The following is a 13728-nucleotide window of genomic DNA, read 5'->3' as shown; positions in this document are numbered from 1 at the left end:
GGCCAAGGTTGTGGGGCCGGTCGATTGCCGGGCGGCGGATACGACTTTCGGATGAAGCGATTGGCTCGCCGAGGCGGTGAGGTGCGCTTCGCCGCGGATGACGCGACGACGCCGTTTCAAACGACGAAGGCGCAGTCTTGGTCACGGCGCTGGAACCACGAGCCGCGCCCTCGCGGCGCAGATATAATGTGTGTCGCAGATCGAGGCGTCGAACGCCTTCGATCAGACGGCGCCGGCGTCGCGTGCCCGAGGTTGCGGACCCGCTCGCCTTGCCATCAATTGCGCATCATCGACGCTACCGATTGACCAAACAATGCTGATCGACCGCGCCGCCCTGCAACAGCGCGAGCACGTTGCGCACCGTCATCAACGAGACCTCGCGCCGCGCTTCTTCCGTGACCCCGCCGCAGTGCGGCGTCACGATCACATTCGGCAAAGCCCAGAGCGGGTTGTCCTTCGCGGGCGGCTCGACTGCGAAACTGTCGAGACCCGCCGCGGCGATACGACCGGACGTCAAGGCGCCGACCAGCGCCGGTTCGTCGACGACTTCGCCGCGCGCCGTGTTGATCAGCAACGCGCTCGGCTTCATCAGGCCGAATTCCCGCACGCCGATCAGGTTTTGCGTCTGCGGCGTCAGCGGACAGTGCAGGCTGACGACGTCGGATTGTGCGAGCAATTCGTCGAGCGAGTCCACTCTCCGCGCGTGCGGGCCGAACGCCGCGGCGGGCGCGAACGGATCGTAAGCGATCGTCGTCATGCCGATCGGCTGAACCATCGCCGCGAGCGCGCGACCGATCATGCCGATGCCGACCAGGCCGAGTACCCGGCCGCGCAATTCGCGACCGCGGTAGCCCTTCTTGTCCCAGCCGCCGCCGCGCACATAGGCATCCTGATTGCGCACGTCCTTGATCAAAGCGAGCATCAGCATGAACGCGTGTTCGGCGACCGAATGGGCATTGGCGCCGACGGCGGCGAGAACCGGCACACCCAGCGCCTTCGCCGCCGCAAGGTCGATGTCATTGGTGCCGGCGCCGTGCTTGGCGACGACCTTGAGATTGGGCGACGCTTTCATGAGGTCGGCGTCGATCCGCTCGACGAGGCGGACGATGATGGCATCGGCGCCGGCGCGGCTGAGCAGATCGACCGCCTCCCCCTTCGCCGGATAGGTGCCGGTATGCAGCGAGGTGACGCCGGCCTCGCGCAGCATTTCCTCGCCTTCCGGCGCGACGGGGCCGCCGAGGCTGACAACGGTGAACGCCATGATCTGTCCCTTTCTGTTTTCCCTGCCGCTCACGCGGCCGCCCGGATCGGCTCGACCTTGCCGAGCAGCAGTGCGTAGTTGAGGATTCCGAGCATTCCGATGCCCGCCGAGAAAACCAGCGCAGCGGTGAACGACCCGGTTTGTGCGACAATGAACCCCGTGACGATTGGGCCAACGACGCCGCCGAAATTCGACACCATGTTCTGCAGGCCCGCCACCACGCTCGTCATGTTCTTCGGCGCGACGTCGCCCGGCAGCGCCCACACCTGCGAGGCGGCGATCGTCGTGCCGGCCTTTGCGATGCACAGCAAAGCGACGGTGAGCGCCACACTCTCCGCGACCGCGGCAAGCCCGATGCACAGCGCCATCGACAGACCGGCGATCAGAAAGAGCTTGCGCGTCGCCGTCAGCGACAACCGCTTCGATCGCACGACGCGATCGGACAGCATGCCGGCGACGATTTCCGCGACGAGTCCGGACAACAGCGGCAGCGCGGCGATGAAGCCCATCTGAATCATCCCCATCCCCTTCTCCTTGACAAGGTACATGGGTAGCCAAGTGATGAAGAAATACGAGATGTAGTTGATGGTGAAGAAGCCCAGGCACATCGCCCAGATGTTGCGATAGCGCAGCAACTCGTACCATCGCATCGGAATGGTCTTGTCCTCGCCATGCTTCATCGCCTGGCCGTCGCGGATGTAATCGACCTCCGCCTTGTTGGCCATCGGATGGGTTTCAGGCGTCTCCGTGTAGAACCACCACCAGATGATCGCCCAGACGACGCCGATGGCCCCGATCACGACGAAGGTCATCCGCCAGCCGACCAACGCAATCAGCCATACGATCAGCGGCATGGCGACCGCGCCGCCGAATTTCGACGCGCTGTCGAACAGGCCGGAGATTGTCGCGCGCTCGCGGTCGGGGAACCATTTGGACGCGATGCCCGCATTGCTCGGATAGGCGCCGGCCTCGCCGACACCGAGGCCAAGACGCATGGCGAACAGCGAATAGAAGCCGGTGGCGAGCCCTGTCGCGGAGGTGGCGACCGACCACAAACCGACCGACGCGCCGAGGCCGATCTTCTGCCCAAAGCGGTCGGCGAAATAGCCGGCCGGAATTTGCAGCAACGCATAGGACCAGAAGAACGCCGACAGGATGAAGCCCATCTGGTCCGCCGGTATCGACAGTTCCGCGCTGAGATGCGGCGCCGCCGCCGACAACACCGTGCGATCGATGTAGTTGATGGCGATCGCCGACCACATCAGGCCGGCGACGATCCAACGGATCTTCGTCGCCTTCACCAAGGAACTCGCCGGCAACGCTGCAACATCGCTCATTTTTTCCTCCCTTTTCAATTCATTTCCTGAGATCGTCGATCAATTGGCTGCTTCGACGAAGCGGTTTGAAATCTCGCGCACCTTGTCGTTGACCTCGTCTGAGATCAGCACCGGAGCGCGGCTCGCCCCGACCTCGGGCATCGCAAGACGCAGCGCCCGCTTCACCAGCGCCGGCGGGAAGCCGTGGGCGTAAAGTTGCTTGCGCAAGCTCGAGTAATGATCCTGGTGCTTCGCCGCGGCCGCCGCGTCGCCGGCGACGAACGACGAATGAATCGCGTTCAGCGTCACCGGCGAGATGTTACCGAGCCCCGAGATGCAGCCGGCGGCGCCGTTCTGAAGTCCGTGCAGAACAAGCGAATCCGCGCCGACCAGCACGTCGAAATTCTCGCGCTCACGCGCGATCGTCAGAAAGGCATCGAGGCTTTCCTGCGATCCCGCGCTGTCCTTGATGCCGATGATGTTCGGATGATCGGCGAGGATGCGCGCCGTGTCCGGCTGGATCGTATTCCCGGTGCGGGCGGGAATATTGTAGAGATAGACCGGCTTCGCCATCGCATCGGCGACCCGACGATAGTGATTGATCAGCTCTGCTTGCGAACAGGCGATGAAGGATGGCGTAATCGCCGACATCGCCTTGACGTCGAGCTTCTCGATCAGTTTGCCGAGCGCGATCGTCTCGTGCGTCGAGATTTCGCCGATGTGCGCCAGCACCGGAACGCGGCCGGCGGCCGCCTCCACGCAGATTTCGGCGACGCGCAGTTTTTCCTGGAACGACAAAGCGTAGAACTCGCCATTGGTGCCGGCGCAGAACACGCCGTTGCCGGCGCTTGCCTGGCGATCGACCTGGCGTCGCAGTGCGGGTTCGCTGATGTCCTCGTTGGCGTCGAACGGCGTGACGATGGCGACGAATGGTCCAAAGATTTTGCTCATGGTTCTTCCTTCCTGGCCTTAGGCAGCGGCACGGTAGATGGCGAGAATGTCGTCGCGCGTCAGATCGCGCGGGTTGTTGTCGAGCAGGCGGCGGATGGCGTGGGCTTCGTCGGCCATCACCGGCAGATCGTCGGCCGGAACGCCGAGAGCCGACAGCCGCATCTCGCAGCCAAGATCGATGCACCATTGGTGCGCGACCGCGAACACGCCGGCGGCGTCGGATTTCGCCTCGAGGCCGAGCGCGGCGAGGATCGCCGCGGTGCGCTTGGCAACCGCGGGCGCGTTGAAGGCCAGCACATGCGGAAAGATCAGCGCATTGGCGGCGCCGTGCGGAATGTGATGACGCGATCCGAGCGGATAAGCCACCGCGTGGCCGCCCGCGGTATTCACCGGGCCGAGACAGAAGCCGCCGTAGAGCGATGCGAGCGCCATGCCGGCGCGGGCTTCGCGGTCGGCGCCATTCTCGGCCGCGCGCGGCAGCCAACGCCCAACCAGGCGAATGCCGGCCAGCGCGTAGAGGTCGATGGTCGGATGCGCCTTCTTGTTGGTGTAGGCTTCGACGCAATGGGCGAGCGCATCGACCCCGGTCGCAACCGTAATGGCGCGCGGCACGCTGAGCGTGAGATCCGGATCGACCGCGGCAAGATCGGCCAACATGTGGTCGCTCTGCACCGCGAGCTTGGCGAGCGTCTTCGGATCGGTGACCAGCGCGCGGGTCCCCGCCTCGCTGCCGGTGCCCGCGGTGGTCGGGACCTGCACCAGCGCGCGCGCGCGACCGAGAACCTTATCCGGACCGACGACATCCATGAAATGCTGGCCGCTGCCCGGCAACACCGCAGCGAGCTTGGCGAGATCCATGGCACTGCCGCCGCCAAAGCCAATGATGAGATCGGGGTTCGCGGTCTCGACGGCTGCCAAGAGCCTCTCGAGATCGGCGGCATCCGGTTCCGGCCGGAAGGCATCGAAGACGATCGTCTCGCAGCCGAGCTTCAGGACGTCGACGCGGGTCGCATTGAATGTATCGGCAACGACGAAGACCTTCTTCAGGTTGCGCTTGCTCACCCAATCACCGACGCGCGCGGCGACGCCGGACCCAAACAGAATCTGCGACGGGCGGACGAGATCGATCGGCTGAGACAGAGATAGAGTCATTATCAGTTCCTGATGTGGAGGCGGGCAGCGGCGAGTTTCATGGCGTCGTCGATCGCTTCGAGCAGCGAGGTCTCGCCGGCGATGCCTTTGCCGGCGATGTCGAACGCGATGCCGGATCGCCCGTGGTGATCGCCAGTTGCGGCGTCATGCGAAAACTCCTCTGCGAAGGTCGAGCGCCAATAGCCGCCGCAGCAGATCGCGATCGCCGAACGCGCCGGATTTCGAGACGACGTCGACGCCGTCGAACCGGCCGCCGCGCATGATCGAGCGGGGAACGCCCGGCTCGGTCTGGCCGACCAGCTCGAGATGATCGGTTTCGAGGATTGCGCAGAGCGCCCGCAAGGTCTCGCCGCCCGCGACCAGCAGCGTCGAGGGCGGAGCCATTTCGCGCACCAGCCGGCCGAATTCGCGGGCGATCGTCGCGGCCGCTTGCGGTCGGGGCGCACCGTCGGGAATCGCCAGGCTCACCAGCGCCACGCCGTCTCGCGACAGCCGCTCGGCGATGTCCTTGGCGATCGCCGCGCCGCCATCCGGAGCCGCTAGCGCCACCCCGCCGCAGGCTGCCAGCTGGTCCGCCGTGACCGGCTGATCGCTGCCGAACAGGCCGAGCACCGGTCGGACAAGGTTGGTCGCGGCGCGCGAGGGTGGGGCGCCGAGGCTGCGAGCCAATGCCGCGGCGAGTCCGCTGCTGCCGCACCACAAGGTCGGCGTCGCCGCCGCCCGCGCGGCTGCGACGATGGCGTCGAGATCGGCGTCGGTCTCGGCATCCCACAGGCTGATGCCGTCCGGCGCAGGCGCCCCGGGGCATCGGGCCGCCACGCGAAACCCCAACCTTTCGAGATCTTTGGTCAGATCGGCGGCGACCGCGGTCCAGCTGTCGCCGTGCCGGCGATATTGCCGGCCTTGGCGCGTGATCCGTCCGTGATGCGGAAACGCCGGTGCCACGATGCATCGGACGAAGGCGCCGGACCGCAGCCAGGCTGCGATCTCCTCGGCCGGATGGCCGCGCAGCAGCGTGTCCAGCTTGGCGTAGTGCAGCGCCGAGGGATCGTGTGGCGTTTGCGCCAGCCGTTCTGCGACGAGAGCGGCGGCTTCGGCGCCGGATTTTTCCCGCGCACCCGTGTCGAAAGCGACGCTGCGATCCAACGCGGCGTCGCCCCAGCACACGCTGATCGGGCTTGAGACCGAGACGAATTGCGCGGCGGTGTCGAGCGCGCCGGTCAGGTCATCGGCGACGAGACAAAGACGCGTCGACCGCGTCCGTTCTGCTCCGAAGATTTCCCTGACACTCATTGCTGCGTCCGCCTCGGCAGGCGGATTCAAGCCGCCTTGGATTATGGCGGAGGTCGATATTCGAAAGGCCGCAATATGTCAATTATTTGTCAAACATGTAATCTACGGTGGAACTTTGGTGAAGAATCCCGTTTTCTGTTTTACAACTTTACAGGTCTGGATTAGGTTTTCGGAGAACGGAGCGAGCAGATCGACAGCATGACCAACACAACCGAATCCGAGAACGCCGCGCCGGAGCGGGCGCCGGCCGGGCGCAGCCCGTTGGCGCAGAACGTCTTTCAAGCGCTTCGCGCGCAGATCACCGGCGGACAATTGCGGCCGGATCAGAAACTGCCGGGGGAGCACGAACTCGCCGAGACCTATCTGGTATCGCGCCCGATCGTGCGCGAAGCGCTACGGCAACTCCGGGAGCAGCGGCTGATCTATTCGCGGCGTGGCGCCGGTAGCTTCGTGGTCGCGCGGCCCGATCTCGGCGCCGAGCAGCCCGCGGTCGGATTCGCGCCGGTCGAAACCATCGCCGACATCCAGCGCTGCTACGACTTCCGCCTGACCATCGAACCCGATCACGCTTATTGGGCGGCGTCGCGTTGGAATGCCGAAGCGCTCGACGAGATCGCCACCGCGCTCGACCTCATGCGCGACGCAACCGTCGCCCGTCTGCATCGCGAGGACGCGGATTTCGCCTTTCACCTGGCGATCGCGCAGGCCACCAACAATCACTACTACGTCTCTTCGATGACGGCCTTGAAGGCCCACATCTTTGTCAGCATGAAATTCCACGGCAATTCGGTGATCGTGGCCAAGGAACGCCTGGAGAACGTGTTCGCCGAGCACTGCGGCATCTTCGAAGCGATCCGCGCCCGCGACTCCGACCGCGCGCGCGAGTTGATGCGCCGCCACCTCGAAGGCTCGCGCGACCGGCTGTTCGAAGGTCGCATGCTGGATTTGTCGCTCTGACGCTAGCGATGCAGACCCCGTCAGCGCCGCTGATGCCGCGCTGGCGGCGGCGATACTGGCGTCGTGGTTCGAACGCCCGGTCTGAGAGACCATGGGGCGGGATCCACTCGCAGATCCTCCGGCCCCCCACAGCCGAGCCAACTCTTTGATTTAAATGTGTTAAGCTGAAATTCTGGCTGGGGCGGGAGGATTCGAACCTCCGCATGGGGGAATCAAAATCCCCTGCCTTACCACTTGGCGACGCCCCAATGACCTGTCCGGAAAGCGGCGGGACGATAGCCACACAGATTCCCTCTGGCAACGCCGGTCTATAGAGTGAATCGACGCATTTCAACCACCCGCAGCCGCGCTCCGCCCTGGGGCAACCCGCCCAGTTGAGGGCGGGCCGGTTTCGTGGGAAGACGGCGGCCTGCGCCAACCGACCAAGAAGCGAGACCCGCATGACCTACCGCGCCCCGATCAACGACATGCTGCTGGCCCTCAATCACGGCGCGGGGCTGAACGCCGCCGTGATCGCCGGGCATTATGGCGACTACGACAGCGAAATCACCGCGGCGGTGCTGGAAGAGGCCGGACGGTTCGCCTCCGACGTGCTGGCGCCGCTCAACCGGGTCGGCGACGAGCACGGCATCAAGCTGCAGCATGGCAAGGTGACCACCGCGCCGGGCTGGCCCGACGCCTATCAGCGCTGGATCGCGGCGGGCTGGAACGCGGTGTCGGGCGACGAGGCGTTCGGCGGCCAGGGCCTGCCGCTGGCGCTCAACGCCGCCTGCACCGAGATCTGGGCGGCCTCCAACGTCGCCTTCGGGCTGTGCCCACTGTTGACGCTGTCGGCGATCGAGGCGCTCGACGCCCACGGCAGCGACGCCTTGAAGAAGATCTACCTGGAGAAGCTGGTGTCCGGCGAATGGCCCGGCACCATGCAGCTCACCGAGCCGCAGGCCGGCTCCGACGTCGGCGCGCTACGCAGCCGTGCCGAGCGCTACGGCGACGGCAGCTACCGCATCATCGGCAGCAAGATCTTCATCACCTATGGCGACCACGACATGACCGACAACATCGTGCATTTCGTGCTCGCGCGATTGCCCGACGCCCCGCCCGGCACCAAGGGCATCTCGCTGTTTCTGATTCCGAAATTTTTGGTCAACGCCGACGGCTCGCTCGGCGAGCGCAACGACATCTATCCGACCGGCATCGAGCACAAGCTCGGCATGCACGCCGCCCCCACCTGCACCATGACGATCGGCGATCACGGCGGCGCCGTCGGCTATCTGGTCGGCGAGGAAAACCGCGGCATGCAATGCATGTTCACCATGATGAATCAGGCCCGGCTCGCGGTCGGCCTGGAAGGCGTCGGCATCGCCGACCGCGCCTATCAGCAGGCTTTGGCCTTCGCGCAGGACCGCAAGCAGGGCCGCGCGATCGGCGAGAAGCCCAGCAAATCCGACCCGATCATCGTGCACCCCGACGTCAAGCGGATGCTGCTGCAGATGCGGGCGATGACGGCGGCGGCGCGCACCATCTGCTACGCCACCGCGGTTGCGATCGACATCGCCAACCGCAGCGACGATCCGGCGATCAAGGCTGCCGCGGCGACCCGCGCCGCGCTGCTGACGCCGATCGCCAAGGCCTACGCCACCGACATCGGCAACGAGGTTGCCTCGCTCGGCGTGCAGGTCCATGGCGGCATGGGCTTCATCGAAGAAACCGGCGCGGCGCAGCACTTTCGCGACGCCCGTATCACCCCGATCTACGAAGGCACCAACGGCATCCAGGCAATTGATCTCGTGACCCGCAAGCTGGCGCCGAACGGCGGCGAAGCGGTGTGGGCGCTGATCAGCGAACTATCCGCGACCGTCGACGAGGTCGAGGCCTCCAACGATCCTTCGTTCGGCACCACCGGCGCGAAACTGCGAGAGGCGCTGGCCGCGCTGGAGCGCGCCAGCAAATGGCTGCTGGAGCGCGTCGTCAGCGCGCCGAACGACGCTTTGGCCGGCGCCACGCCGTATCTGCGGCTGTTCGGCGTGACGCTCGGCGGCTGCGTGCTGGCGAAAGAAGCGCTGGCGGCGCGCGACATCGACGGGCTCGGCGATCCGCAGCGCTACGTCACGCAGGCGCGGTTCTTCGCCGAGAACGTCACCGTGCAGGCGACCGCGCTGGAGCGCACGGTGACCGAAGGCTTCGGCGCGCTGCGCGGCGCCGACGCGGTTCTGCTGGCCTGAAAAAACTTGCGGCAAACCAAAGGCAAATTGTGGCGGCGCTGCCGCAAGACTGTTTGCCCCGGCTCGCCGCCAAAAACGCCTCGGCTCTCCGAGGACCCCGCAAAGGATACCGCATGACCGGCCACCTGACCGTCGTCGATACCGCCGCCACCCGCATCATCACCCTGACCCGGCCGGACAAGAAGAACGCGCTGACCCAAGACATGTATCGGGCGATGAGCGCGGCGATCAATTCCGCGCAAGCCGACGCCGCGATCCGCTGTCTGTTGATCGAAGGCTCGGGCGGCGTGTTCACCTCGGGCAACGACCTGGAGGATTTTCTCAACGCCGGCAGCGACGGCGCCGGCTTGCGCGGCTCCGAGGCCACGACCTTTCTGCACGCGCTTGCTAACAACGAGAAGCCGCTGCTGGCTGCGGTCGAGGGCGCGGCGATCGGCATCGGCACCACGCTGCTGCTGCACTGCGACTACGTGATCGCATCGAGCGACGCCAGCTTCGCCACCCCGTTCGTGCCGCTCGGCCTGGTGCCGGAAGGCGCCTCCAGCCTGTTGGCGCCGCGCGCGCTCGGCCATCACCGCGCCTTTGCGCTGTTGGTGATGGGCCGCAAGCTCGACGCCAACGACGCCCGCGACGCCGGCTTCGTCAACGAGGTGGTGCCGGCGGAGCAGCTCGCCGCGCAAGCGCGCAAGGTCGCCGCAGAAATTGCCGCGCTGCCGGTCGAAGCGGTGGCGATCTCGCGGCGCTTGTTGAAGCCGCAGCCTTCCGAACTGATCGACCGCATCGATCACGAAAGCAAGCTGTTCGGCGAACGCATGACCTCGGAGGAAGCGATCGCGGCGTTCAAGAAGTTCTTCGACCGCAAGAAGTGAGCTACGTCGCGCCGCCCTCGACCAACGCCGGCATATAGATCTGCAGAAACTCCGGCGGCAGCCGCCGCGGCCGGCCGCTACTGATTTCGATGCAGACCATTTGCCAGCGCCCGCGCATGATGATGGCGCCGTCGCGCGGCCGGATCAGTTGAAACCGCCGCTCCATGGTCAGCTTGCCGTCGCTGGCGGTGATCCAGGTGCCGAGCGTGAGCGCGTCGCCTTGCGCGCTCGGCAGCAGATAGTCGTATTCGCCGCGCCGGATCGCCACCGCGCGATCGAGCTTTTGCCAATTGATCAACCCGAGGCCGAGCGCCTCGGAATGCGCCCAGCCGATCGCCTCGCACCAGCGCACATAGACCGCGTTGTTGGTGTGGCCGAGCCCGTCGATATCGGCGGCCTCGGGCTGCACGGGAAGCGTGAATGGCGCGGGATAGTCCCAGGCGAAGGCGTCGGCAGGTTTGTCGGAATGGTCTTGCATCGGGGTGATTTCAGGAGTTGCTGCGATGGCGCGTGGAACTGCATCGGCGAGAAGCACGTCGTGGTGCACTGCCAAGGATTGGACGTCTGCAAGATGCTAGCGCATCCACGTCGGCTTGGCGACCAGGTGGACGCGACGGCGACGGGACGAAGACGCGCAGTCTTCATCTCCACGCCCTGTGCTCGTCATTCCGGGGCGCGAGTTCGCAAGAACGAGCGAACCCGGAATCTGCCGCTGGCACGGGAAGCCACCGCGTGTTGCGAGCTTCCGGTTTCGCTCACAGCTGATGCTGCTCGCGCCCCGGAAGGACCGTTTTCCCGAGTGAGGCTTGGTGTCCCGGGCGCGGTGCAGCGCGTAGCGCTGCTCCGCAGAACCGGGACCGTTACAAGTGCTAAGGCCAACACCAATTGAGACAACGAGCGGCCTCGTTCCGTAACGGCCCCGGCTCTGCAGCGCACCACGCCGCTACGCGGCGTATTGCACTGCGTCCGGGGCACGCTCCGTTGAACCGATGGTGATTGCCGCCTCATGGTTCGACACGCGCGCCGAACAGGCCCGCTCCTCACCATGACGCGGTGTGGTGCTTGCGACCGACCAAGACGACGTCATTCCGGGGCGCGAGTTCGAAGAACGAGCAAGTCGGAATCCATACGCCGCAGCATCTCATGGCGGGCACACACGCTTGGCGGTTGTGCCCTTCATTCAAGTGAGGGGTTATGGATCCCGGGCTCACTCACGGCTTCGCCGCTCGTGCCCCGGGATGACAGCTTTGCGTGAGGGCGGCCACGTGCCCCAGGAAGGCACGAGCAGATCTTCTCGCTACCTCTTCCCGTCGAATTCCTGATTGCTGAACGGCTGCGACGTCGGTTGGCGGATGGCGATGAAGCCGCGCTCGTTGTTCTGGTGGCAGGCGTTGCAGCCGGCGGTGAGGTGATCGAAGGCTGCTGCGAATTTCGCCGGGTTCTTGGCGGCGATCGCCGCGGTGAGCGCGTCGATCGGCGTCGCCATGCCGGTGACGTCGGAGAGCGGCAGGCTTTGATACAACGACGCGGCGTCCTCCAGCCGGGCCTTGATCTGCGCGGTCTCGTAGTCGGCGAGTTCCCAGTTGCGCGCCTTGCCGGCGTACCACAGTTTCAAGTGCCGCACCCGCGCCGCCTCCATGATATCGGCGAGCCGCGGGTTGTTGTCGCGGGTGGCGTAGCGCGGCTGCGCGATCGCCAGCGAGCTCGAAGCGACGACGGCGAGCAAACCGAAAACCAACCAACGTGGGGTCATGTGCAATCCTTAAGCTGAATCCGTGCGGCCGCGCCAGGCGGTGCGGCGTCGGGCGATGGGAAGGCTCAGACGTCAAGCCGCATTGCACGGCGAAACCGAACATTAGGCCAGGATTAACCGGCGCGCCACGGGCCGGGAAGATTTCGATTGCATTGCCAAGCCGCGATGCGCGAATGGATGGCAACGCCACTCGCCGGGACATCGCCGCATGACGCCGAACCATCATCGTTTCGCAAGCTTTGCCGCGGCGCTGTTGCTGGCAGGCCTCGCCGGCTGCGACGCCATGGCGCAGCAATCGCAAGACACCGTCGAGGTGCGGATTCTGGCGATCAACGATTTCCACGGCAATCTCTTGCCGCCGCCCGGCGGCCTCGCGATCCACGATCCGGCCGATCCCGCCAAGACCATCAATGTCCCGGCCGGCGGCGCCGAGCACATGGCGACGCTGGTCAAGCAATTGCGCGAAGGCCACCCCAATTCGATCTTTGTCGCCGCCGGCGATCTGATCGGCGCGAGCCCGTTCCTGTCGGCGATGTTTCATGACGAGCCGACCATCGAGTCGCTGTCGATGATGGGGCTTTCGCTGGCCTCGGTCGGCAATCACGAATTCGACGAGGGCAAGACCGAATTGTTGCGGATGCAGAACGGCGGCTGCCATCCGTTCGACGGCTGCCGCGGACCGCATCCATTCCTCGGCGCGAAATTCAAATATCTCGCCGCCTCCACCATCGAGGTCGCCACCGACAAGCCGATCCTGCCTCCTTACGCGATCCGCGAATTCTCCGGCGTGCCGGTCGGCTTCATCGGGCTGACGCTGCGCGCGACGCCGACCCTGGTGTCGCCGCCCGGCGTCGCCGGATTGGAATTTCGCGACGAGGCCGAGACCGTCAACCGACTGGTGCCGGAATTGCAGGCGAAGGGCGTCGAGGCCATCGTGGTGCTGATCCACGAAGGCGGCTTTCCGACCGGCGACTACAATGCCTGTCCCGGAATATCCGGGCCGATCGTCGATATCGTGCGCAAGCTCGACCACGCCGTCGACGTGGTGATCTCCGGCCACACCCACCGCGCCTATAATTGCCGGATCGATGGCCGGCTGGTCACTTCGGGCGACAAATACGGCACGCTGGTCACCGCTATCGACCTCAAGCTCGACCGCAAGACCCGCGACGTGATCAGCGCCAAGGCCGACAACGTCATCGTCGGTCACGACACCGCGAAGGACGCCGCACAGACCAAGCTGATCGCCGACTACGACCGCGTCGCCGGTCCGTTGGCGGCGCGGCCGGCCGGATCGGTCACCGCGGCGCTGCCGCGGATGCCGAACGCCGCGGGCGAAAGCGTGCTCGGCGACGTCGTCGCCGACGCCCAGCTGTTCGCCACCCGCGCCGCGGACCGCGGCGGCGCGGTGATCGCCTTCACCAATCCGGGCGGCATCCGCAGCGAGATCGCCATGAAGGACGACGGCAAGGTCAGCTACGGCGACGTGTTCGCGAGCCAGCCGTTCCGCAATCAGTTGGTCACGCTGACGCTGACCGGCGCACAGATCAAACAGGCGCTGGAGCAGCAATGGCAGGACCCGGCGCGGCCGCGCATCCTGCAGGTGTCGGGCGATTTCAGCTATGCCTGGGACGGCGCCGCAGAACCGGGCAACCGCATCGTGGCAGATCAGATGCGGCTCGGCGGGGCGCCGATCGACCTCGGCAAATCCTATCGGGTGACGATCAACGCGTTTCTGGCGGTCGGCGGCGACGGCTTCACCGCCTTCAAGGCGGGCCACGATCCGCGCGTCGGGGTCTACGACGTCGACGCGCTCGACGCTTATTTCCGCGCCAACAGCCCGATCGCGCCGACGCCTGCGGATCGCATCCGGCGGCTGAACTAATCCCGGACGGTCTTGAGAGGCCCCCACCCCAACCCTCCCCCGCAAGCGGGAGAGGGAGCGCGCAGCGGA

Annotated in this window: 11 protein-coding genes, 1 tRNA gene and 1 pseudogene; 4 read left to right on the top strand and 9 right to left on the bottom strand. The window is 65.9% G+C overall.

Annotated elements, in window-relative coordinates:
• Nucleotides 1-295: 295 nt before the first annotated feature.
• The 6 genes and pseudogenes from RPC_RS05845 to RPC_RS05825 form a co-directional block, all read right to left on the bottom strand.
• Entirely contained in the window at nt 296-1261 is a 966-nt protein-coding gene (locus tag RPC_RS05845; RefSeq protein WP_011471630.1) for a hydroxyacid dehydrogenase, read from the bottom strand.
• A 29-nt stretch (nt 1262-1290) separates the two neighbouring features.
• Nucleotides 1291-2598, bottom strand: a complete 1308-nt coding sequence (locus tag RPC_RS05840; RefSeq protein ID WP_011471629.1) for an MFS transporter — start codon at nt 2596-2598, stop codon at nt 1291-1293.
• A 39-nt stretch (nt 2599-2637) separates the two neighbouring features.
• The gene (locus tag RPC_RS05835; RefSeq protein WP_011471628.1) at nt 2638-3528 is read right to left on the bottom strand and encodes a dihydrodipicolinate synthase family protein; all 891 of its coding nucleotides are present in this window, start codon (nt 3526-3528) and stop codon (nt 2638-2640) included.
• 18 nt (nt 3529-3546) lie between these two features.
• Nucleotides 3547-4680: an iron-containing alcohol dehydrogenase gene (locus tag RPC_RS05830; RefSeq protein ID WP_011471627.1), complete on the bottom strand. Its 1134-nt coding sequence runs from the start codon at nt 4678-4680 to the stop codon at nt 3547-3549.
• A gap of 2 nt (nt 4681-4682) precedes the next feature.
• A pseudogene (locus RPC_RS26735) lies at nt 4683-4793 on the bottom strand (4-hydroxythreonine-4-phosphate dehydrogenase PdxA); the annotation flags it as partial.
• A 31-nt stretch (nt 4794-4824) separates the two neighbouring features.
• Complete coding sequence (locus tag RPC_RS05825; protein WP_011471626.1) at nt 4825-5973, bottom strand: four-carbon acid sugar kinase family protein; 1149 nt, start codon at nt 5971-5973, stop codon at nt 4825-4827.
• A gap of 198 nt (nt 5974-6171) precedes the next feature.
• Between RPC_RS05825 and RPC_RS05820 the strand changes: the two genes are divergently transcribed.
• Complete coding sequence (locus RPC_RS05820) at nt 6172-6930, top strand: FadR/GntR family transcriptional regulator (protein WP_011471625.1); 759 nt, start codon at nt 6172-6174, stop codon at nt 6928-6930.
• Between the two features lie 173 nt (nt 6931-7103).
• Here RPC_RS05820 and RPC_RS05815 read toward each other — a convergent pair.
• Nucleotides 7104-7178: transfer RNA gene (locus tag RPC_RS05815), tRNA-Gln, on the bottom strand.
• Between the two features lie 192 nt (nt 7179-7370).
• On the opposite strand from RPC_RS05815, the gene RPC_RS05810 reads away from it, so the two are divergent.
• Together RPC_RS05810 and RPC_RS05805 are read left to right on the top strand one after the other, a co-directional pair.
• Nucleotides 7371-9152 (top strand): acyl-CoA dehydrogenase, encoded by a 1782-nt coding sequence (locus RPC_RS05810; RefSeq protein ID WP_041801443.1) that lies wholly within the window; start codon nt 7371-7373, stop codon nt 9150-9152.
• A 113-nt stretch (nt 9153-9265) separates the two neighbouring features.
• Nucleotides 9266-10021: an enoyl-CoA hydratase-related protein gene (locus RPC_RS05805; protein ID WP_041801441.1), complete on the top strand. Its 756-nt coding sequence runs from the start codon at nt 9266-9268 to the stop codon at nt 10019-10021.
• A gap of 1 nt (nt 10022) precedes the next feature.
• Here the strand turns inward: RPC_RS05805 and RPC_RS05800 are convergent, their stop codons facing one another.
• Nucleotides 10023-10499 carry an acyl-CoA thioesterase gene (locus RPC_RS05800; protein WP_011471622.1) on the bottom strand — a complete coding sequence of 159 codons (477 nt, stop codon included), beginning with the start codon at nt 10497-10499 and terminating at the stop codon, nt 10023-10025.
• Between the two features lie 819 nt (nt 10500-11318).
• Nucleotides 11319-11774 carry a hypothetical protein gene (locus RPC_RS05795; protein WP_011471621.1) on the bottom strand — a complete coding sequence of 152 codons (456 nt, stop codon included), beginning with the start codon at nt 11772-11774 and terminating at the stop codon, nt 11319-11321.
• A 208-nt stretch (nt 11775-11982) separates the two neighbouring features.
• On the opposite strand from RPC_RS05795, the gene RPC_RS05790 reads away from it, so the two are divergent.
• On the top strand, nt 11983-13659 hold the full coding sequence (locus RPC_RS05790) for a bifunctional metallophosphatase/5'-nucleotidase (RefSeq protein WP_011471620.1): 1677 nt from the start codon (nt 11983-11985) through the stop codon (nt 13657-13659).
• The last annotated feature ends 69 nt before the right edge of the window (nt 13660-13728 follow it).

This window comes from Rhodopseudomonas palustris BisB18, assembly GCF_000013745.1.
GTDB classification, from domain to species: Bacteria; Pseudomonadota; Alphaproteobacteria; order Rhizobiales; family Xanthobacteraceae; genus Rhodopseudomonas_A; species Rhodopseudomonas_A palustris_F.
This window is presented reverse-complemented; position numbering and strand designations above follow the sequence as displayed.